The sequence below is a fragment of the Halorubrum sp. PV6 genome (genome assembly GCF_003990725.2).
In the GTDB taxonomy this organism is placed as follows: domain Archaea; phylum Halobacteriota; class Halobacteria; order Halobacteriales; family Haloferacaceae; genus Halorubrum.
Window position 1 is genome coordinate 1,772,016 of record NZ_CP030064.1, and the last position, 18,300, is coordinate 1,790,315.

General features: G+C 63.1%; 25 protein-coding genes and 3 tRNA genes. 10 read left to right on the top strand and 18 right to left on the bottom strand.

What is annotated here, in order from left to right:
* Window positions 1-7: 7 nt before the first annotated feature.
* The 18 genes from DOS48_RS22655 to DOS48_RS22740 all read right to left on the bottom strand — a co-directional run bounded on the left by DOS48_RS22655 (window position 8) and on the right by DOS48_RS22740 (window position 14,030).
* Window positions 8-4,288: an Eco57I restriction-modification methylase domain-containing protein gene (locus DOS48_RS22655; RefSeq protein WP_127117886.1), complete on the bottom strand. Its 4,281-nt coding sequence runs from the start codon at window positions 4,286-4,288 to the stop codon at window positions 8-10.
* A 172-nt stretch (window positions 4,289-4,460) separates the two neighbouring features.
* A complete protein-coding gene (locus DOS48_RS22660) occupies window positions 4,461-4,727 on the bottom strand; it encodes a type II toxin-antitoxin system RelE/ParE family toxin (RefSeq protein WP_127117887.1) in 267 nt (88 codons plus the stop codon).
* Window positions 4,728-5,036: 309 nt separating this feature from the next.
* Window positions 5,037-5,648, bottom strand: coding sequence for a tyrosine-type recombinase/integrase (locus tag DOS48_RS22665; RefSeq protein WP_127117888.1), 612 nt, complete (start codon window positions 5,646-5,648; stop codon window positions 5,037-5,039).
* 101 nt (window positions 5,649-5,749) lie between these two features.
* Complete coding sequence (locus DOS48_RS22670; protein ID WP_244629326.1) at window positions 5,750-7,141, bottom strand: site-specific DNA-methyltransferase; 1,392 nt, start codon at window positions 7,139-7,141, stop codon at window positions 5,750-5,752.
* On the bottom strand, window positions 7,138-7,626 hold the full coding sequence (locus DOS48_RS22675) for a C2H2-type zinc finger protein (RefSeq protein ID WP_127117889.1): 489 nt from the start codon (window positions 7,624-7,626) through the stop codon (window positions 7,138-7,140). Before DOS48_RS22675 ends, DOS48_RS22670 begins: the two co-directional genes overlap by 4 nt.
* A complete protein-coding gene (locus tag DOS48_RS22680; protein WP_127117890.1) occupies window positions 7,616-7,897 on the bottom strand; it encodes a hypothetical protein in 282 nt (93 codons plus the stop codon). Before DOS48_RS22680 ends, DOS48_RS22675 begins: the two co-directional genes overlap by 11 nt.
* Before the next feature lie 3 nt (window positions 7,898-7,900).
* On the bottom strand, window positions 7,901-8,110 hold the full coding sequence (locus tag DOS48_RS22685) for a hypothetical protein (protein ID WP_127117891.1): 210 nt from the start codon (window positions 8,108-8,110) through the stop codon (window positions 7,901-7,903).
* On the bottom strand, window positions 8,107-8,421 hold the full coding sequence (locus DOS48_RS22690; protein WP_127117892.1) for a hypothetical protein: 315 nt from the start codon (window positions 8,419-8,421) through the stop codon (window positions 8,107-8,109). Before DOS48_RS22690 ends, DOS48_RS22685 begins: the two co-directional genes overlap by 4 nt.
* The gene (locus DOS48_RS22695; RefSeq protein WP_127117893.1) at window positions 8,414-8,650 is read right to left on the bottom strand and encodes an AbrB/MazE/SpoVT family DNA-binding domain-containing protein; all 237 of its coding nucleotides are present in this window, start codon (window positions 8,648-8,650) and stop codon (window positions 8,414-8,416) included. Before DOS48_RS22695 ends, DOS48_RS22690 begins: the two co-directional genes overlap by 8 nt.
* A 201-nt stretch (window positions 8,651-8,851) precedes the next feature.
* Window positions 8,852-9,079: a hypothetical protein gene (locus DOS48_RS22700; RefSeq protein WP_127117894.1), complete on the bottom strand. Its 228-nt coding sequence runs from the start codon at window positions 9,077-9,079 to the stop codon at window positions 8,852-8,854.
* Window positions 9,069-9,605 (bottom strand): hypothetical protein, encoded by a 537-nt coding sequence (locus DOS48_RS22705; protein ID WP_127117895.1) that lies wholly within the window; start codon window positions 9,603-9,605, stop codon window positions 9,069-9,071. Before DOS48_RS22705 ends, DOS48_RS22700 begins: the two co-directional genes overlap by 11 nt.
* The gene (locus tag DOS48_RS22710; RefSeq protein WP_127117896.1) at window positions 9,598-10,191 is read right to left on the bottom strand and encodes a J domain-containing protein; all 594 of its coding nucleotides are present in this window, start codon (window positions 10,189-10,191) and stop codon (window positions 9,598-9,600) included. The genes DOS48_RS22705 and DOS48_RS22710 overlap by 8 nt, the downstream gene beginning before the upstream one ends.
* Complete coding sequence (locus DOS48_RS22715) at window positions 10,188-10,991, bottom strand: hypothetical protein (protein WP_127117897.1); 804 nt, start codon at window positions 10,989-10,991, stop codon at window positions 10,188-10,190. The genes DOS48_RS22710 and DOS48_RS22715 overlap by 4 nt, the downstream gene beginning before the upstream one ends.
* 259 nt (window positions 10,992-11,250) lie before the next feature.
* Window positions 11,251-11,796, bottom strand: coding sequence for a hypothetical protein (locus DOS48_RS22720; RefSeq protein ID WP_127117898.1), 546 nt, complete (start codon window positions 11,794-11,796; stop codon window positions 11,251-11,253).
* A gap of 62 nt (window positions 11,797-11,858) precedes the next feature.
* A tRNA-Pro gene (locus tag DOS48_RS22725) sits at window positions 11,859-11,929 on the bottom strand.
* Window positions 11,930-12,040: 111 nt separating this feature from the next.
* Complete coding sequence (locus tag DOS48_RS22730) at window positions 12,041-13,006, bottom strand: RNA-guided pseudouridylation complex pseudouridine synthase subunit Cbf5 (RefSeq protein ID WP_127117899.1); 966 nt, start codon at window positions 13,004-13,006, stop codon at window positions 12,041-12,043.
* Between the two features lie 24 nt (window positions 13,007-13,030).
* Window positions 13,031-13,609: a (d)CMP kinase gene (gene cmk, locus DOS48_RS22735; protein ID WP_127117900.1), complete on the bottom strand. Its 579-nt coding sequence runs from the start codon at window positions 13,607-13,609 to the stop codon at window positions 13,031-13,033.
* 88 nt (window positions 13,610-13,697) lie between these two features.
* Window positions 13,698-14,030, bottom strand: a complete 333-nt coding sequence (locus DOS48_RS22740) for a hypothetical protein (protein WP_127117901.1) — start codon at window positions 14,028-14,030, stop codon at window positions 13,698-13,700.
* Window positions 14,031-14,269: 239 nt separating this feature from the next.
* On the opposite strand from DOS48_RS22740, the gene DOS48_RS22745 reads away from it, so the two are divergent.
* The 10 genes from DOS48_RS22745 (at window position 14,270) to DOS48_RS22790 (ending at window position 18,298) form a co-directional block, all read left to right on the top strand.
* A tRNA-Ser gene (locus DOS48_RS22745) sits at window positions 14,270-14,355 on the top strand.
* Window positions 14,356-14,412: 57 nt separating this feature from the next.
* Window positions 14,413-14,934 (top strand): 30S ribosomal protein S13, encoded by a 522-nt coding sequence (locus DOS48_RS22750; RefSeq protein WP_127117902.1) that lies wholly within the window; start codon window positions 14,413-14,415, stop codon window positions 14,932-14,934.
* Window positions 14,931-15,458 carry a 30S ribosomal protein S4 gene (locus tag DOS48_RS22755; protein WP_127117903.1) on the top strand — a complete coding sequence of 176 codons (528 nt, stop codon included), beginning with the start codon at window positions 14,931-14,933 and terminating at the stop codon, window positions 15,456-15,458. Before DOS48_RS22750 ends, DOS48_RS22755 begins: the two co-directional genes overlap by 4 nt.
* A 6-nt stretch (window positions 15,459-15,464) precedes the next feature.
* Window positions 15,465-15,854 (top strand): 30S ribosomal protein S11, encoded by a 390-nt coding sequence (locus DOS48_RS22760; RefSeq protein ID WP_004046448.1) that lies wholly within the window; start codon window positions 15,465-15,467, stop codon window positions 15,852-15,854.
* Window position 15,855: 1 nt separating this feature from the next.
* Entirely contained in the window at window positions 15,856-16,608 is a 753-nt protein-coding gene (locus DOS48_RS22765) for a DNA-directed RNA polymerase subunit D (RefSeq protein WP_127117904.1), read from the top strand.
* A gap of 167 nt (window positions 16,609-16,775) precedes the next feature.
* A tRNA-Leu gene (locus DOS48_RS22770) sits at window positions 16,776-16,860 on the top strand.
* Between the two features lie 39 nt (window positions 16,861-16,899).
* Window positions 16,900-17,253, top strand: a complete 354-nt coding sequence (locus DOS48_RS22775) for a 50S ribosomal protein L18e (protein WP_127117905.1) — start codon at window positions 16,900-16,902, stop codon at window positions 17,251-17,253.
* Window positions 17,250-17,699, top strand: coding sequence for a 50S ribosomal protein L13 (locus DOS48_RS22780; RefSeq protein WP_127117906.1), 450 nt, complete (start codon window positions 17,250-17,252; stop codon window positions 17,697-17,699). The genes DOS48_RS22775 and DOS48_RS22780 overlap by 4 nt, the downstream gene beginning before the upstream one ends.
* Window positions 17,693-18,091: a 30S ribosomal protein S9 gene (locus tag DOS48_RS22785; RefSeq protein ID WP_127117907.1), complete on the top strand. Its 399-nt coding sequence runs from the start codon at window positions 17,693-17,695 to the stop codon at window positions 18,089-18,091. Before DOS48_RS22780 ends, DOS48_RS22785 begins: the two co-directional genes overlap by 7 nt.
* Before the next feature lie 12 nt (window positions 18,092-18,103).
* Window positions 18,104-18,298 carry a DNA-directed RNA polymerase subunit N gene (locus DOS48_RS22790; protein ID WP_127117908.1) on the top strand — a complete coding sequence of 65 codons (195 nt, stop codon included), beginning with the start codon at window positions 18,104-18,106 and terminating at the stop codon, window positions 18,296-18,298.
* The last annotated feature ends 2 nt before the right edge of the window (window positions 18,299-18,300 follow it).

The window sequence follows — 18,300 nt, forward strand, 5'->3', positions numbered from 1 at the left end:
TATGTGACTAGTTTTCCCCGACAGCTTCCTCAACGATCTCGATCTCCCCGTCAGTCAGCCCGTACAACTCATACACGATCTCGTCGATCAGTGCGTCCGTCTGTTCGATCTTCGCGTCGAGCTCCTCGGCGCGCTCCTTCGTCTCCAGGTAGTTCTCCAAGTCGTCGGCCACGTCGTCGACGTCGGGCAGTTCGATCGCCTTCAGCCGGTCGATCAGCGAGTTCGTCTTCGTCGCCGTCTCGCGGAAGTTCGCGAAGCCGCCCGCCTCGTCGACCGCGACCGGCACGAAGTGCTCGATCAGGTCCGCCTCGCGCTCGGTGAGGTCCGTGATCCGGAACGCCGGCAGGTACTCCGTCTCCGTGTAGCCCCATCGGTCAGTTTCGTGTGCGTCCTCGTCGTCAGGCTTGTAGCGAGCCGTGGCCTCGACGAGGACCGTGTTGGGTGACTCGCGATCGACGCGAGCGGTGCCGACTCGGAGGTTTGGATATGTTTCTGCGGTGTCTGAAAGAGGACTATTTGGTTTAGAAACGGGCTGAACAAGCCCCATACTTGTCACTGATTTGTTTCTCTGATCAGAGATGTAGTCTCTAAAGTTTGTATTTAGTCGGAATTTCCGAGAATGGAATTTTGAAAGCTGTCGTGCCAACCAGCCGATGTATTCTCTGAGTACGCTGTCCTCACTCGACTGGACTCGGTTGAGGAAATCAGGATCCCAGTTGAAAGAATGATCCTCAAGATGTTCCTGTAGATTAGATAGTTGACTCGCATTAGAATCACCTGAAATCTCAACAATTGGTAGGTCTTTCACGTGAGTTGTCCGCATCTCTAATCTTCCTCCCTGCTGTTCGTCCCCAAGGACAGAAACACGGAGCTTAGCGGATTCAAACAAGAGTTTAGAATTCAGAACAGCCAGTAAGAAGTAGTTCTCTTCAGGTATTACGTAGCACTTGTTATTTGGATAATACCCCTGATCATCAATCGCAAAACGAGGAGACATTGCTATTTCTGGGTAGATAATCTTTGACTCCTCGAACTCATGATAGTAGTCACAAGGTCTGAGTTCCCACCAAAATTCTCCCTGATCGTATCTCTCCCTCGCCTTCTCTTCAAATTCGGATAAGTGGTCTGCAACAGCAGGATACTCTCTAGAGAACCATTTCCATGCGTCTTCCTCAGCGGTGGTACCCGCTCTTTTACCGGTCCATCCAGACTTGATAACGAGTAGATATTGATCGCTGTACTCTACATTGTACTGACGAATATCATCGCCAATGACCAGCGGTTGTATGAGATCCTTTGATTTCTCATGTTGGGACACAAGTTGATCCCGAGTTTCTCTGTCAAGTATGAATGCCTCGTTGAGTCCCGTTTTTATTCCCCAGTGAATTTCGTCATTGATGTAGTCACCGAGCGCCGTACTCTGTTGTTCAATTTTGTCATGTATCTCGGCAATTCGCTGGGGGGCAAGCGACCAACCGGCCGTCTTTAATCCAGTATTTGACACCGTGTACTGGTGATCCTCCTCGTACGCTTTCAATGAGCTAAATGATAGTGTTCTGACCCGTGTAACTGTGACTGATTGTTCAGATACAGTCTGATTGTTTCCAATGAAAATTAGCGGGAACGTGGAGGCATCGTCGAACACCGGTAGTTCCCCGAAGTCGAGCAAACTCCGGATCTCGATGTTATTTCTCAGATATTCACGGATATTGCGGCCGTATTCCGCCCTCATGAATTTATTTGAGGTGATGTACCCTAAGTCACCAGATGTGGAAAGAATCTGAGTTGCTTTCTCGATGAAATAGACATACAGATCCGCAGAACTGCGATATGAGTCATATTCGACCTTCAAATACGGTTTGAGCTGGGTTATCTGTTCTTGGCGGACGTACGGCGGATTCCCTACGACCGCATCAAACCCCGCCACGCCCATTTTCTCGCCTTCCGCGTCGAAGAACACCTCAGGGAACTCCAGTTCCCAGTGGAAGAAGTCCTGCTCGGCGGCCGTCGCCTGTGCCGATTTGAACCACGGCTCCTCGCGGATCTCCGCCCAATCGTCCTCCGCTTCGATCGCTCCCGCCATCTGCTCGTAGGCGCCCTCCGGCACGTCACAGCCGAACTCCTCGGCGGTGTGGACGTTCGCCAACTCGAAGAGGCGCTTGTAGAGGGGATCGTCGCGGATCTCGTCGTACAGTTCCTCCATCGACTTGATTTCGTCGAGCGTCTCGTTGTCGTACGCGAGCAGGTCCGCCATCAGGTCCATCACGTGTTCGAGGGTGTCCTGCCGAACGCGCGCAAACGCCTGTGTGAGCGTGATCTGCCCGTCGTCGTCGCCCGGCCCATCGTCGCTCAGGACCTCCGTGATGTCGCTCCCGACGAGCGAGTTGCCCGGCTTCACGTGGTGATCGAGGAACGCGAGCGGCTGGTCCGCGGCGAGCGTCTCCAGCCACATTGAGAGCTTCGACAGCTCGACCGCCATCTCGTTGATGTCGACCCCGTAGATGACCTCCTTCGAGATCTGACGGCGGATGTGCTGCTCGTCTAAGAACCCCGCCTGCTCGTCGAGCGCCCGCACTTCGTCCATCACCTGCTTCGAGAGGTAGCCCGTCGCCTTCGTGAGGAAGTGCCCCGACCCCATCGCCGGGTCGAGGATGCTCAGTTCCTGAATCCGATTGAAGAACTCCGCGGCGTACTCCACCGTCTCGGGTTCGTACCCCTCCGCGCGGAGGTCCTCGTGAATCTCGTCGAGCAGCGGGTCCACCGTCTCCTCAACGATGTAGGTGACCACGTAGTCCGGCGTGTAGTACGCACCCGTCGCCTTCCGCTCGCCCTCGTCGTTGACGACGTACAGCCCGCCCTCGTCGACGACCTCGACCGCGTCCGAAACCGAAACCTCGTCGCCCGACTTCCACACTTGTCCGCCGTCCTCGGCGACCGCCGCGACGCCCTCCGGCCCCGCGATCCGGAACTCGTGTTCTAGGAGCCCCTCGTAGATCGACCCGAGGTGCCGCGTGTCGAGGTCGGCGTAGTCCGCCGGAACGTGCTCGCCTTTGTCGTTCTCCGTGGTCGACAGCCAGAAGATGACCTCCGCGATGTACGGGTCCTTCACGTCGTTCTCGGTCAGGAACGCGTGGTCATCGCGGCTGAACAGGCCGCCGTTGTACGGTGGGATGTCCAGGTCCTCCTCGCCCTCGTCGATCAGCTCGAACAGCTCCGAGAGCCGCCCCCAGATCGACGAGGAGTACTGACTGAACTCCTGCTCGAATGCAGCGCCTGACTCGACGTCGAGCCCGTCGACCTCGTCGAGTATCTCTTCGCGCTTCGCTTCAAGGCTGAAGTACTCCTGGTACTCCTCGCTGGCGGCCGGATCGTCGGGATCGATCAGTCCGCGCGATTCCGCGTAGAGCACGAACATCAGCCGATAGAGTAGCACCAACGACTGTTCTTTCAGTTCGTCGGCACTGAGCCCGTCCTCGTCGTTGGGATCGATTTCCAGATCGTTCGACTCGACGAACCCCTTCCCGAGCACTCGCAGCGCTCGGAACACGTTGTCTTGGAGGTCCTCACCGAGTTCCTGTGCGGCCGTTTCCGATTCGGACCACACGTCGTCGAGGAAGGAACTGCCGGCCGTCTCGACGAACGCACCGGGCCGGAAGAAGACGTAGAAGTACTTGAACGCCTCTACGTTCCCGCTCTCCAGAATCTCCGGGAGGTCGACCTCGTAGTAGGTCTGTGTCTCGTAGTCTTTCGTCCCGTAGAGCCGCCACTTCTTCCCGTCAGTGAGGATCCCCCAGTTCAGATCGCCGGGAGTCCGTTCGAGGTAGAACTTGACCTGGTGAGAGGCGTCGCGATACGACCGCTGTTCGGAGAAGAACTTCTCGAAGTCGGCGTCCCACTGCTTTGCTTCAAGGATCGACAGCGCCCGAGAGAAGTGTCCTTCCGTCCCGCTGTCGAGCGCCTGCCGGGCGCTCTCGCGGCGCACGTCCTTGCTCTCGAAGAGCAGCCTGTCGACGTAGCCGCCGCCGTCCGGAAGCGTCACCTCAGAACTCGTGCCGTACCCGAGAATGTCGAGGACTTCGGCGATCCACGTATCGATCAGTTCGTCCTCCTTGTAGGATGGAAGGAGCGCTCCCTCCTGGTTCCAGAGGTCACGAATCTGCTCGAAGGCTTCCTCGGCTTCGGCGTCACAGTCCCACGCGTCGAGATCGGCAACGCGCTCGTCGAGATAGTAGCCAGAGAAGAGGCTGGAGTTCCGATAGGGACCACTTCCGAGCGTCGCTTGGCTCATTGAATATCAAACCCACACGTCAGCGCGATTAAATAGATGACGGAGCGGTTACCAGATATGAGTTGTACGAGAACCTTCTGACTTCTCCCCGTCTTCAGTATATTTTAGAATGGGTTACGTAGAAAAATACGGATTGGCTAGACATCTCGGATCAGATCCGCAGTACTCTCTTCTACCGGTAGAGGTTCTCGCGGTGGCGGGCCTCATGGACGATGATCTCATTGGTGTCGACATCGATGTCCGCAAAGACACGGTACGAACCCCAGTTGAACTTGCCACCAGCCTGCCCCGCCCACGCACTGTACCCCCAATCGTACGGCGTCCGCCACTCGTCGTTCGCGACACGCTCCAGTTTCTTCTCAACCTTCGACGCGGCCTCAGTATCGAGCGTCTCAAAGGCCTCCTCAACTCCGCCTGCGAAAGAGATCGTGTAAGCCATTTTAGGTCTCCCCAGAGCCGTGTAGCGGCTCTGGAGTGACTTCCTCAGTTTGACGACGAGGTTGGCTTTCTTTGTGCTATCACATACGCTAATTGATTATATAAATATTTCGTAAGGTGGGATTTGACGATTGGTAGTCGGATCCCATCCATCGATTTCGGCATCTGTGCCTTCCTCCATCCCGCGGGGGGGGTGGGGGGCTGGCGTACGCGCGAGCGCGTAATCTCCCGCCAGCGCGGTTCGCCAAGATTTTTTGCTCCGATCGAAATCGGAACTTCGAACTCGTCGAGACTCCGAGACGGGCTCCAGTCAGACCCGATCGATGTGGTCGTAGACCCGTTCAGTCGTCTGAATGCTCGCGTGCCTCAGCCGGTTCCGAACGTCGTAGAACGTGTTCCCCTCCTCGACGTTCAGCATCCGATACGCGACGCTGTGCCGGAGCGTGTGCGGCGTCACATCTTCCGGCTCGCCTCGGCCGGTGAGCGTCATCGGTCGCACATCGGCGGCGACGGCGGCCGCTCGAACCACGTTTCGCACCGACTCGGTCGACATCCGCTCGGTCTGTCTCGACGGCCACAGCGCCGGCGACTCCTTCCATCGCCCGCCGAGGTACATCCGGAGCGTCCGGACGGTCTCGTCGGCGAGCCCGATCTCGGTGTAGCTCGGGGAGCGATCCGTCGGGTAGTCCTTCTGGAGTCCGGCTGGCAGCGCTATCACGCCGTCGTCGAGGTCGACGTGATCCTCGACGTCGAGCGCGACCGCTTCGCTCACTCGAATGCCCGTGTCGTACAGCGTCGCGATCAGCGCGTCGTTGCGCGCGGCTAGGTACGTCGCGCTCGCCTCCACGGTCGCGCTCCGCATCTGGTCGACCTGCTCCGGCTTCAGCCAGACGGTCGCTTTCTCCTCAGTTTGGGTTTTCATTATTCGGTGTGTTTCGCAGGGTGTCTTTTATAAGCGGTACAGCGAGGAAGCGCGGTGAGTTTTGGATTCTATAACAAGAATCCAAAACTCGTCTGAGGCTTTCACACACCTCCGTCGGTGAACGCCGATAGCGGTCTCTCGCCGTCGTCGAGAAGCCGTTCAGGGTCATCAACGTCGACACCGACTCGGCGCTGTGCCATCGCGACGTACTCCGGGTTCAGGTCGATCCCGATGAACTGGCGCCCGAGGCGCTTCGCTACCAGGGCTGTCGTTCCGGCGCCTGCGAACGGGTCCAACACGATCCCCGATTCAGTCTCGCTTGTCTCACAGTCGCAGGCCTGACTCCAGCCATCAGTCTCTCGGCCGGTCATTGTGATCTCGCGGAAGTACCCGCCGAGTACGTCTTTCGCCTCGCGAGCCAGTTGTTCTGTCTCGTCAGTGTTGCGTCCGGCGCCGGACTGCTCTTTTCCTGCCGCAGCGTCTGAGAACCCGGTCGCACGGGCCGCCTTCAGGTGCTCTTCGGAGAGGTCAGAGTTGTCGAACCGTTCGAGCGCCTTCCGTAACTGCGGCCGCTCGATTGTCGAGCGATCGCGTTTCCAGACCGGTACGTCGCGCGTGGTCCGCTCGTAGGGTGTGCTACACTCCGCGCACACCCGTTCCGGGCACGACGACTTGATCGGCGTCTCGCAGAGTTCCGGCGGGTATACAGCGAAGTGTGCCTCCGGGAACGGCTTGGTCGTGATCTCCAGCACGTCTCCGGGGTTCTTCCCATTCGGGTGGCAGGCGTCCTTGGGATCCATTCGAGCATGTTCCTCAGCGTTCTCACGAGGGCACGCAGCCATCTGGAGCCCGCCAGTGTAGTTTCCGGACTCCTTTGCTCGCTCGATTCGGTCGAACGACGCGTCTGCGTGCGGCTCGCGGACAGCGTCGAGGTCGAACCAGTAATTCGGCGCCGGCGTCAGGTGAAACAGGAACTCCTTGTGTTCGTTGAGCCGGTCTTTCACCGGATTCGGCATCGCCGCTGGCTTCGACCAGACCGCATCAGAGCGAACGATCCAGCCCGCGTCTTGGAGCGCGATAGCGACCCGGTGCGGGATCAGCATCTTCGACTTCCGACGGAAGCGGGTCGCCTGCTTGGGGAGTTGGTCCGAGTCGGGGCGATAGCTCTCCTTCGGCTCGCCGTCGTCGTCGGTCCACTGACCTCGGCCGCTCCCCGCGAAAGAGTCGCCGAGGTTCAACCACCAGTTTCCGTCGTCCCGAAGCACTCGCCGGAGCTCGAGGGCGACGCCCTCCAGTTCGGAGATGTACTTGTCGACCGTCTCCTCTAAGCCGATCTGGCCGTCTACTTCGTAGTCGCGTAGGCCAAAGTACGGCGGGGAAGTCATTACACAGTGGACCGACGACTCCGGCATCTCGCGGAGCGTCTCGACCGCGTCGCCCTGGTGGATGTCGTTGATCCAGCGGTCGATCGCGTCACCGGATCGATCAGTCACGCTGAACCACCCGCCCACTTGTTAAGCGTATGCTGGTTCTCGGGTTCAGGAACCGCGAATTCCATCTTCTCATCAGTATCGATCTGATGGACATCAGCGAGGTGCCAGCCGAAGGCGTTCCCTGACGGGAAGCGCTCGTGGCAGAGAGTGCACCGAGCCGGATTGGAGATGTCGATCACGACAGGCTCCGGTTCTCCGAGCTGCTCGCGATAGACGTAGGACCATCCAGTGAACTGCGAGTGGCCGTCAATAGATCTGACTAGGCTATCTCTGAGTACCTCGTCGATGTGGTAGAGACCTCGCTTCCACTGGCCGAGGCTCTCTGAGTACTTGAGACGTTCCAGGCGCCCGTGCGGACCGCGGAACAGGTAGTCGTCCTTCCCGCTCCAGTCGTTGATGATCTGAACGCCGAGCCGGGCAGAGATCTCTCCGAGGACCACATCGGCCGGATGATCGACACCTCTTCCAGACGACTCACTCCCCATCGTAGACCTCCGGTTCGAGGCGGGTTCGTGCGTCGCACAGTCGGTTCCAGCCGGCCACGGCGGTTTCGGCTCCACGAAAGAGCCCGTACATCAGCGCCGCCGCACCGACGTAGAACGTCGCGAGGAACGGGTAGACCGCGAGCAGCGGCGCGAGTCGAGCGCGGCCGTAGGCGGTCCGCTCTCGCCACTCAGTCCGGAGGTGCGATACGTCGAGCCGGACGCCGTCGACGATGGCGACGAACGCGTCCGCGAGTTCCTCACGCCCCGACATCGGTCACCTCCATAGCAGCTCACGCTCAGTTGACCGCGACATCGTTCGGAGGTAGCCGATGCTCAGCGCGTACCCGCCGAAGAACGCCACCAGCGCTCCCGCGAGCGCGAGGTACCGGCCCATTCCGAGCGCGGTGATGTAGCCAGCGGCAGTGCCGCCGAGCGCCGCGAGCATCGGCCCCGCGTGTAGCACCTGCTCGTCGGCGACTCTCACGCTTCATCACCCCTGGCAGCGCTCTCGTCGATCTCCGTGGCCCCGAAGCGTTTAGCCGTCCTCTCGATGCTCTCCGGCACGCCGGCGAGTGATGCTTCCAGCTCCGCGGCCGAGATCCCGGCCGGCGCTTCCACGACGAGCGAGATGTCTCCCTTCTCGACGCTCGCCAGTGTTCGATCGCCGATCACGTCGACGTTGAGGACCGCCGGGTGTTCGGTCGCCGCTGTCTCCGGTGTCTTCCTCGTGGCAGTTCTCCCGTCCATCGTGAGCCCCTGGCGACTCTCCGGCGCCGTGGAGTCCGGTTCAGTCATCGGTAGGCCCCACGGAGAAACCGCCCTCGCTTCCGGGCTCGTAGATCGTTGCTTTGCTCTCTCCCTCTTCGGCCATGAACAGGAGCTCGTCGCCCCCTTCGAGCCCCCATTCGTTCGCGAGCGCCTTCGGGATCGTGACGCTGTAGCTCCCGTCGCCGTCCTGAACTCGCCGTCCTTCCGCTAGGAGGTGCGTGATACCGCCGTCCTTGTAGCCTTCTGTCTTACTCATTGTTGGATCCTCCACAGAGCGCTTTGCCAGCGGTACACCCGTTGTAACGGCACCTCGAACAGAATCGCAGCCCGCCGTTCCCCTCGTCGCACGCGGGGCACTCACAGTCGCGCGAGGAGTGCCGCTCTTGCCGCTCCTGCCGAGCCCCGTTGGTCGACCCGGAAGCGGTCCCGATGGCCGCACGAGCCGAGTCTGCCCGGCTCATGCTTCCCTCCAGTAGTCGACGACGTGACTCGCGTGCTGATCGTCGTGTTCCCACGGCGAGTCGTCGCCCGCTTCCAGCAGCATCGTCGTCGTCGCCTCGCACGTACAGCAGTACGCCGAGACGACCCGCCGCTCGTCGACGTCGACCTCGTAGGGCTCGGGCTCAGACGGGCCGCGCATGTCGACGTTCTCCGCGGCGCCGACCACGTGCTCTCTACGCGCCATCGGTCACCTCCGCGCCAGCCGCCGCCAGCTCGTCGAGCCGGTCGCGCGGGTCTCCCCCGTCCGTCGCCGCTTCCGACGGCGCCGACGACGCTCCGGGCGTCGGCTCCTGCTCGGGAGCGTTCAGCATCTGTCCGTCTCGGCGCCCGACTACGAGCCAGACCTCATCGTATTCCCAATCCTTCCAGAGCAGGTTCTCGTTGACGAGCGGCTTGATGACCCGCGATAGCACGCCCGCCTTCGGGATGTTCAGCTTGTTCGCCAGCACGGACTCCGCGGTCCCGAGTTCGATCCGGCCGCCGACATCGGTCCAGTCGACGAGTTCCCAGTAGCCCTCCAGCGCTTTCGTCGGAACGTTGGCCGCGTCGGGGTCGGTCTCGGCTTCCGTCTCACGGGCGTCCGCGAGCCTATCGAGCGCGTACCGGACCGCGTCGGCCATCGAGCCGTGTTCTTGCTCAGCCTCCTGGAGCGCTTTGAGTCGCTTCTCGTCGCGGATCGGCGCCTTCGCGACGCGTTCCTTCTCAGTCATCGAGCATCACCTCCTCAGCCTCAACGACGCGCTGGAACTCGTCGCGGTCGCCTCCGTTGTCGGGGTGCGTCTCTGCCTTTCGCGCCCGTGCCGCTGACTCGACGACGTTCGCCGGCGCGTCCGGCGCGACACCGAGGACCTCGTGTGCCGGTTGGCTCGTAGCAGTTCCGGCGGCTACGTCGCCGTCGCCGTCGTCTCCCGGCGGCAGCCGGGCCGCAGCGAACTCTGAGTCACCCGTCTCAACGGGGCGCTGTCCGCGCATCCGCGTCTCGTGGACCCACTTCAACACGGTTCGGACGTTGTCGCGGAGTCGCGGCGACGCGTCGCACGCGACCGCGAACTGCTCGCCGTCGTCGACCCATCGCAGCACGAATCCGGGATCGTCCGGGCTCGCGTTGTGGAGCGGCAGCCCGTTCGACTTCGTGTGAGCGTTCGCGATCTCGCCGCGCCACTCGTCGACGTCCATCCGGCTCATCTCGGTCGCGAGTTCTTTGGTCGTCGCGCCGAGCGTCGCCTCGTAGCTCCGGTTCCGCTCGCGCTCCGCCGCAGGCGTCCGCTCGAAGCCGGTGGGCCAGTCGAGGTTCACGCCGAGTCACCTCCGGTCTCCTCGTCGTCGCCCGGAAGCTGCGGTGCAACCGCGTACTCCACGCGGTCATCAACCTGTACCTCGATCGGCTTGTCCTGGCCGAACTGAATCTCAACGTCGCTCTCAGCCTGAATCCGGTCGCAGATATCTGGCCAGAACCACGAACTGAACCGTGCGCTGTCGAACGCCGTCTCAGTCACAACGTCTTCAATCGTCGTCTTCCACGGCGTATCTCGGCTCGACACCTCGATGTCGTTGAGGCCGGCGTCGAACACGAAGCCGAGGTCAGTCGCGCCGCAGGCGCCGCCGACCGCACCACAGAATTCCCAACCCTGCATCCGGGCGGTCGTTCCGTGGTCGACATCGATCCAGCGTTGCGACCGCGTCGCCGACACCGGCCTGATGTCGACCGTTTCTGCCAGCGGTGGCTCTTTCAGCGTCAGTTCCTCGTTGGCCCGGTCGATCTCAACCTCGATGTCTTGGCCACTCAGGAGGAAGCCCGCCTGGAAGTCGTTGAGCGTGTCGACGCGGACGCCGACCTCACAGTGCGCGCCGGCAGTTTCGATCTTCTCTCCGGGAACGACGCTCCGGCCCATCACGACGTGTGACTTGTCGAGCGCTCGCCCGACGATTCCGGACGGGTGGAACTCGATGACGGCCCAGTCGGCGAGCGTTTCGAGGTCCTCCAGCAGCATCCAGAAGTCTGCGGCGGGAACCTCGTAGGAGGTGTTCCAGCCGTCGTCGGCGAACGTCATTGCGTCGGGCATGGCGGAGCGCCCGGACTCGTCGACGAGGCTCATGCCGCCACCCCGCTACGCCTGCGGACACCCGCGGGGCCGCATAATGCGCGCCGCCGCGCGCGCCGCGCCAAGTTTGCGCGCACATCCACGCCCACGCTACGAGGACACCGATTTTCGGACGCCCCCGTACGTCCGTACGGTTCGACAAATCCGCGGGTAGACGGCTCAGGAGCAGCGATAAGCGCCGAACCGCCACCGTACGGGTGGGTCGTCCGACCGTACGGTTCGTACGCTCCAGTTGATCCAGTTGAAACGGAGGTCATCGGTCACCACCCCGACGGCCGCCGTCAGCCATCGCACTCTCAATGTGGTAGTCGGCCCGAGCGGTCCCGATGTCGTCGGCCGCGAAGATTGTGACTACGTCGCCGTAAACATCTTCGATGCCGCCGAACGCCGCCTTCCGGACCGTACACTGGTGAGCACACGGCTCTTCGGAGTCGTTGTACTTCCGTGCCGGGCACTGCTCCCCGCTCTCGGCGAGCACACACTCGCCGACGAGGGCTCCGTGGTCTCGCTGGAGGGTGACAAGGTGCGCGTCTTCGCTGTCCGGAAGCGTGACGAGCCACGCGTTCCAGGCCCGCCGCTCGATCAGCGCCGCTTTCGGATCAGCGCGCTTCCAGCTCGCGCTCTCGGCGTCGCGTTGGCGTTCGAAGTCCAGTGGGTCCGTTCCACTCGGTGCCGTTGTCTGCCGCTCTGTGTCGCTCTGCTCGCTGATCTCACAGCGCGGACAGTACACTCTCGGAACGTCGTAACTCGCGTCCTCAACGAGCGTAACTGACGGGTGAATCGGACAGGTTCCCGTCATGCCAGATCACCGTAATAGCGGCTAGGCTGGCCGTTTTCAGACGTTTCGTGTAAAATTTCGTATGGGACCGCTGAGAGTCGAACTCAGGTCATACGGACCCCATCCGCATAGGATACCACTACCCCACGGTCCCTGTCTGCACGCGAAAAAATGAGAGTCCGGTAATTAAGGACTTCGTTTCACGCGTCGTCGAACGGGCCCGTTCACGCCTCGCCGGCCGCGACACGCTCAGACGAGGACGCGCTCAGACGAGGACGCGCTCCAGCGAGACGACGACGCCGGAGTCGGCGTCGGGGTCCCCGACCAGTCGCCCGAGACAGACCACGGCGCCGTCGGGAGTGTAACAGGCGACGAGGGGGTCGTCGGCGTCCTCCGAGTCGTTCCCCGAGGCCGCCTCCACGTTGATGACGCCGGGCGCGTACACGGGCGCACCGGTGGCCACGTTGCGCGCGGCGGACGGCGCGATGGTCACCGAGGGCAGGTGGACCAACGCCGCCTCGGCCGGGCGGACCACGTCGCGAAGCAACTCCTCGTCCCCGCCCTCGGCCCACGCGAGCGCGTCGAAGAGGTCTTGGAGGGTGTGCAGGTCGGTGTCGTCGAACGGGTCGGTCGCGGTCCGTCGGAGGTGGCCCATGTGCGCTCCGACTCCCGCCGCGAGGCCGATGTCGTGACAGAGCTTTCGGACGTACGTCCCGGACTCACACCGGATCCGGAGGAGCAACTGCCGGTCGTCGGCCGCTAACACGTCGAGGTCGTGGATCGTCCGCGTTCGGAGCCGGCGGGTGACGGCGCTCTTTCGAGGCGGCTTCTGGTAGATCTCCGCTTCGAACTCCGCGATCACCTCGCGGATGTCCGCCGGTGCCGAGCCGTGCAACTCCAGCACCGAGACGTACTCTTTGCTCCCCGCTAAGAAGACCTGTGCGGCGCGGGTGGCGTCGCCGGTGAGCGTCGGGAGACAGCCGGTGACCTTCGGATCGAGCGTGCCAGCGTGCGCGACCCCGTCGATCTGGGAGCCGTCCGGGTCGACCGCCGCCAGGGTGTCGTTGATCGCGTCGCGGAGCCACGCGGAAAGCTGGTGTGAGGACGGGCCGGCGGGCTTGTCGACGTTGACGACGCCGAACCGGAGCAGTTCGGGGACTGACCGCTCGTCGGGAGCGGGTCGAAGCGGGTCGGTGGCGGGTCCTGCGGCGTCGTCGGGTGTCTTGGGCATGAGAGAGGCGGCGTTGGTCGCGGGTTAAAAGTCGTAGGTCACGCCTCGAATCGGCGCTTTCCCCTCGTCGGTGGCGGGCTCGTACGCCTCGACGGTGGCGACGAGAACGTCGAGGAACCGATCGGGGTTCCAGCGGGCGGTGTTGTACGCGGCGTCGTAGATCGACAGATCGTCGATGTCGATGCCGTACAGCTCTTCGTATCGCTTTCCCTCGGAGGCCTCGCGGCGTTCCGTCTCGGTTCGCGCGCGCTCGACGGACTTCTCCTCGCGGTCGGCGATCCGGTCCGCGCGAACCGCGAGCGGGGCGTCGAACCAGAACCTGAAGTCGGCGTGGTCGGCCGCGAGCCAGCCGGCGAGCCGCGACTCCAAGACCAGTCCGTCGCGGGTCGTGGCGATCTCGCGCAGGCGACGGTCGAGCTTCCGATCGAACTGCGGGTCCTCCTCCGCGAACTCGTTGAACTCGACCGGCGTCATGTCGCGTTCGGCGGCCATCTCGCGGAAGATGTCGCCGCCGGAGACGTGGTCGAGTCCGAGCCGGTCGGCGAGTCCGGCAGCGTTCGTGCTCTTCCCGCTTCCCGGCGGGCCGGAGACGGTGATCAACATATCGCTACTGCGCGGGTGCCGTTCAAAACGGTTGTCGTTCGACGCGCCGGCACGCGACCGCGGATCGCAGTCGAGAGGGGCAGGAGCGTTACTCCGTTCGCGTCGCCGCGGTCATCGACCAGACGGCAACCAGGCCGAGCAGGACCGCCGGAACCAGCGGTAAGGCGAGGTACGTCGAGAAAAACGAGAAGCCGAACACGCCGGGAACGTACGGGTACGCGTAGATGACGCCGGGAATGACGAGAACGCAGGTGAAGAGGACCGCCGTCAGCACCCACCCGGTTCGCCCGAACCCGTCGGCCGCGGGCTCCGACTCGGAGGCGGTCCGGCCGGCGGCGTCGCTCCCGTCGCCCTCGTCGGGCACGTGGACGTACCCGCCGTCTGTGCCCTCGCCCGCGTCGGCGTCGGCTTCGGAACTCACTATCGGGTGTTACGGCCACCGTGCCAAAGCCCTCACGGTTTTCGGGCATCTCGCGACCTCGCCGGAGGTGTCGACCGGTGCCGGCGCGCCGCTCGTCGAACGGTCGATAGACCCGTGTGAACGGGGCACATTCGGGCCGTGGCTTTCGTGATGCTTAAGTACCGAAAGGTGAACCATACGGATGCACGAACTGCAGGGGCACCGGGTCCCGAGTCCACGAGGGCGATGATACGACGCGAGTTGCGGTAGCCAAGCCTGGCCCAAGGCGCAGGGTTGCTAACTCTGTGGCGTCACTGCCTCCGGGGTTCGAATCCCCGCCGCAACGCTCGAACGGACCGAGTACCGCCGGAATCGCGCCGGTAGGGCTCACCACAACCAACACATGAGCACGGAAGAATCACAGGATGACTCGCCGGAGGAGGAAGAAGACCTCCAGTACTTCGTCCGTATCGGGGGCGCTGACCTCGACGGGACGAAGACGGTCGAGCGAAGCCTGTCCGAACTCGACGGCATCGGCACGCGCACGGCGCGGCTGGTCGCCGAGAAGGCCGACGTGGACAAAAACGCCACGTTCGGGCTCCTCGACGAGGATGACCTCGATGCGGTGGTCGACATCGCCGAGAACCTCGAAGACCACGTCCCGTCGTGGATGACGAACAGACAGAACGACTTCTACTCCGGAGAGACGACGCACCTCGTCGGCACCGACGTCAACGAGAAGCGCCGCCACGACATCAACCGGATGAAGATCATCGAATCGTACAAAGGCGTTCGCCACAAGCGCGGCCAGAAGGTACGCGGCCAGCGCACGAAGTCCACGGGGCGGTCCGAGGGCACCATCGGCGTCAACGTCGAGGAGATCCGCGAGGAGATGGCGGAAGACGAAGCGGGTGACGACGAATGAGCACCGGTAAGAACACGAAGGGCTACGAGACGCCGAACCACCCGTACCAGGGCGAGCGCATCGCCGAGGAGTCCGACCTCCTCTCGCGGTACGGTCTGAAGAACAAAGAGGAGTTCTGGCGTGCACAGTCCGAGCTGCGCAGCATGCGACGCGAGGCGCGTCGCCTGCTCGGTGAGGCCCAGGGTGACGCCGACATCGCACAGGAAGCCGGCGCGGAGTTCGTCGCACGACTCCGCCGCATCGGCATCCTCGGCGACAACGACGACATCTCTGCGGTCCTCTCGCTCGACGTGACCGACCTGCTTGAGCGCCGTCTCCAGACGGTCGCGTACCGGCAGGGGTTCGCGTCCTCGACCCAACAGGCCCGCCAGTTCATCGTTCACGGCCACATCACCGTCAACGGAGCCCGCGTCACGCGGCCCTCGGTGAAAGTCGACGTGGACGACGAAGGCGCCATCGCCTTCGACGAGAACAGCCCGCTCGCGGACGATCTCCACCCCGAGCGCGCGGAGTCACAGGAGTAACTAACCATGAGTGAATCCGAGGACGGAAAGTGGGGCATCGCCCACGTGTACGCGTCGTTCAACAACACGCTCATCACGGTCACCGACGAGACGGGCGCCGAGACGATCGCCAAGTCGTCCGGCGGCACCGTGGTGAAACAGAACCGAGACGAGGCGTCGCCGTACGCCGCCATGCAGATGGCGGAAGTCGTCGCCGAGCGCGTCAAAGACGCCGGCTTAGAGGGCGTGCACGTTCGCGTGCGCGGCCCCGGCGGCAACCTCAACAAGTCCACCGGTCCCGGTGCCCAGGCGACGATTCGCGCGCTCTCGCGTGCGGGCGTCGAGATCGGCCGCATCGAGGACGTCACGCCCATCCCGCACGACGGGACGAAGGCGCCCAAGAACAAGCGAGTCTGACATGACGGAAGACGACTTCGACGTCCAGTACGTCGAACGGGACGAACGCAGCGCGCGGGTGCTGATCCGCGGGCTCACGCCGGCGTTCGCGAACGGTATCCGCCGCGCGATGGTCGCCGACGTCCCGACGTTCTCGATCGACACCGTTCGGTTCGTCGAGAACTCCTCCGTCATGTTCGACGAGATGATCGGGCTTCGGCTGGGGCTCATCCCCCTGACGACGCCGCTCGACGACTTCGAAATCGGCGACGAGGTCACCCTCGCGCTCGACGTCGAAGGCCCGGCGACCGCGTACTCCGGCGATATCGAGTGCGCGGACCCCCTCGTCGAGGTCGCCGACGACAACGTCCCGATCATCGAGCTGAAGGAGGGACAGCGGCTGGAGTTCGAGGCCGACGCGGTCCTCGACACCGGCAAGGAGCACGCCAAACATCAGGGCGGCGTCTCCGTCGGCTACCGCCACCTTCAGCACGTAACCGTCGAGGGCGACCTCGGCGAGTTCGACGACGACGAGCCGCGAATTCTCCGCGGAGTCATCGAGACCCCCGACGGAACGGTCGAGCTCACCGACGAGTTCGACAACGACCTCTCACAGCGGTTCCCCGGCAAGGAGGTCAGCGTCGAGGACATCCCCGGCGCGTTCGTGTTCCACATCGAGACGGACGGCTCGTTCGACGTCGAAGAACTACTGCTCCGCGCGATCGACTCCATCGAGGAGCGAGCGGACGAACTACAGACGAAAGTCGCAGTCTAACGTAATGACGGACCTTCAGACCACACGGACGGCGCTCGCCCCTGCACGGAGCCGCGGCGCCGCGGTCCAGCGTCATCTCGGTTCGAACGGAACCGATGCCGACGCGGACTGTCCCGACCGCGGGACCGAAAGTGGTTTGAAGGGAGCCGGATTACGCAGGAGTGCACGCAGGGATAGCCAAGTCAGGCCAACGGCGCAGCGTTCAGGGCGCTGTCCTGTAGAGGTCCGCAGGTTCAAATCCTGCTCCCTGCACTCCGTTTTCACTAACTCTCCACTTCAGGAGGGACAGCTATGAGTAGCAAGACGAATCCGAAACTACAGAACCTCATCGCCCATTTGAAGTCGGTCTCGCGTGACTCCGGTGCCAACGTATGGCTGGACGTCGCCGACCGACTGGAGAAGCCACGGCGCACGCACGCTGAGGTCAACCTGGGCCGCATCGAGCGGTACGCTCAGGAAGACGAGACGGTCGTCGTCCCCGGCAAGGTGCTGGGCAGCGGTGTGCTTGAAAAGAACGTCACCGTCGCCGCCGTCGACTTCTCGGGAACCGCCCGAACGAAGATCGACCAGGCCGGCGAAGCGGTGTCACTCGAACAGTTCGCTGAACAGAATCCCGAAGGAAGCAACGTCCGGGTGATTCGATGAGTCTCGCGAAAATCGACGCGGACGTCGTCGTCGACGCTCGCGACTGCATCCTCGGTCGCGTCTCGTCGAAGGTCGCCCAGCGCGTCCTCGACGGCGAGACGGTCGCCGTCGTCAACGCCGAGCGCGCGGTCATCACCGGCAACGAAGAGGCGACGATGGAGACGTACCACACCCGCGCGAACCTCGGTTCCGACAGCGGGCCGTACTACCCCAAGCGTCCCGACCGCATCTTCAAGCGTGCTATCCGCGGCATGTTACCGTACAAGACGGAGGACGGTCGCGAGGCGTTCGCGAACGTTCGCGTGTACGTCGGGAACCCCTACGAGCGCGACGAGGACGCCGAAAGCGTCGTCCTCGACGGCACGTCGCTCGACCGCCTCTCGAACATCAAATTCACGACGCTCGGGGACATCTCCGAGTCTCTGGGAGCCAACGTCACATGGTAACTAACACCTCAGGCAAGAAGAAGACGGCCGTCGCCCGCGCCACCGTGCGCGACGGCGAGGGTCGCGTTCGAATCAACTCCCAGCCAGTCGAGCTGGTCGAACCGGAGCAGGCACGGCTCAAGATGTTAGAGCCGTTCCGCATCGCGGGCGAGGAGCTCCGCGCCGACGTCGACATCGACATCAACGTCGAGGGCGGCGGCTTCAGCGGGCAGGCAGACGCGACGCGGACCGCCATCGCGCGCGGTCTCGTCCAGCACCTCGGCGACGCCGAGCTGCGCGACGCGTACATGAACTTCGACCGCACCCTGCTGGTCAACGACGTGCGCCAGTCCGAACCCAAGAAGTGGGGCGGACCCGGCGCGCGTGCCCGCTACCAGAAGTCCTACCGCTGAGGTGATCCAGTCATGATGATCCCCGTCCGGTGTTTCACGTGCGGCAACGTCGTGGGTGAACACTGGGAAGAATTCAGCGAGCGCGCCCGCGAGGGCGACGAGGATCCGGGCGAAGTGCTCGACGACCTCGGCGTCGACCGGCACTGCTGTCGCCGGATGTTAGTCAGTCACCGCGACCTCGTGGACGTCGTCTCACCGTACCAGTAACT

What these genes read in the sequence shown, in the direction of transcription:
- DOS48_RS22655 (WP_127117886.1), bottom strand. Translation starts at nt 4,288, where the DNA reads ATGAGCCAAGCGACGCTCGGAAGTGGTCCCTATCGGAACTCCAGCCTC.
- DOS48_RS22660 (WP_127117887.1), bottom strand. Translation starts at nt 4,727, where the DNA reads ATGGCTTACACGATCTCTTTCGCAGGCGGAGTTGAGGAGGCCTTTGAG.
- DOS48_RS22665 (WP_127117888.1), bottom strand. Translation starts at nt 5,648, where the DNA reads ATGAAAACCCAAACTGAGGAGAAAGCGACCGTCTGGCTGAAGCCGGAG.
- DOS48_RS22675 (WP_127117889.1), bottom strand. Translation starts at nt 7,626, where the DNA reads ATGGGGAGTGAGTCGTCTGGAAGAGGTGTCGATCATCCGGCCGATGTG.
- DOS48_RS22680 (WP_127117890.1), bottom strand. Translation starts at nt 7,897, where the DNA reads ATGTCGGGGCGTGAGGAACTCGCGGACGCGTTCGTCGCCATCGTCGAC.
- DOS48_RS22690 (WP_127117892.1), bottom strand. Translation starts at nt 8,421, where the DNA reads ATGACTGAACCGGACTCCACGGCGCCGGAGAGTCGCCAGGGGCTCACG.
- DOS48_RS22695 (WP_127117893.1), bottom strand. Translation starts at nt 8,650, where the DNA reads ATGAGTAAGACAGAAGGCTACAAGGACGGCGGTATCACGCACCTCCTA.
- DOS48_RS22700 (WP_127117894.1), bottom strand. Translation starts at nt 9,079, where the DNA reads ATGGCGCGTAGAGAGCACGTGGTCGGCGCCGCGGAGAACGTCGACATG.
- DOS48_RS22705 (WP_127117895.1), bottom strand. Translation starts at nt 9,605, where the DNA reads ATGACTGAGAAGGAACGCGTCGCGAAGGCGCCGATCCGCGACGAGAAG.
- DOS48_RS22715 (WP_127117897.1), bottom strand. Translation starts at nt 10,991, where the DNA reads ATGAGCCTCGTCGACGAGTCCGGGCGCTCCGCCATGCCCGACGCAATG.
- DOS48_RS22720 (WP_127117898.1), bottom strand. Translation starts at nt 11,796, where the DNA reads ATGACGGGAACCTGTCCGATTCACCCGTCAGTTACGCTCGTTGAGGAC.
- DOS48_RS22730 (WP_127117899.1), bottom strand. Translation starts at nt 13,006, where the DNA reads ATGCCCAAGACACCCGACGACGCCGCAGGACCCGCCACCGACCCGCTT.
- cmk (WP_127117900.1), bottom strand. Translation starts at nt 13,609, where the DNA reads ATGTTGATCACCGTCTCCGGCCCGCCGGGAAGCGGGAAGAGCACGAAC.
- DOS48_RS22750 (WP_127117902.1), top strand. Translation starts at nt 14,413, where the DNA reads ATGAGCACGGAAGAATCACAGGATGACTCGCCGGAGGAGGAAGAAGAC.
- DOS48_RS22755 (WP_127117903.1), top strand. Translation starts at nt 14,931, where the DNA reads ATGAGCACCGGTAAGAACACGAAGGGCTACGAGACGCCGAACCACCCG.
- DOS48_RS22760 (WP_004046448.1), top strand. Translation starts at nt 15,465, where the DNA reads ATGAGTGAATCCGAGGACGGAAAGTGGGGCATCGCCCACGTGTACGCG.
- DOS48_RS22765 (WP_127117904.1), top strand. Translation starts at nt 15,856, where the DNA reads ATGACGGAAGACGACTTCGACGTCCAGTACGTCGAACGGGACGAACGC.
- DOS48_RS22775 (WP_127117905.1), top strand. Translation starts at nt 16,900, where the DNA reads ATGAGTAGCAAGACGAATCCGAAACTACAGAACCTCATCGCCCATTTG.
- DOS48_RS22780 (WP_127117906.1), top strand. Translation starts at nt 17,250, where the DNA reads ATGAGTCTCGCGAAAATCGACGCGGACGTCGTCGTCGACGCTCGCGAC.
- DOS48_RS22785 (WP_127117907.1), top strand. Translation starts at nt 17,693, where the DNA reads ATGGTAACTAACACCTCAGGCAAGAAGAAGACGGCCGTCGCCCGCGCC.
- DOS48_RS22790 (WP_127117908.1), top strand. Translation starts at nt 18,104, where the DNA reads ATGATGATCCCCGTCCGGTGTTTCACGTGCGGCAACGTCGTGGGTGAA.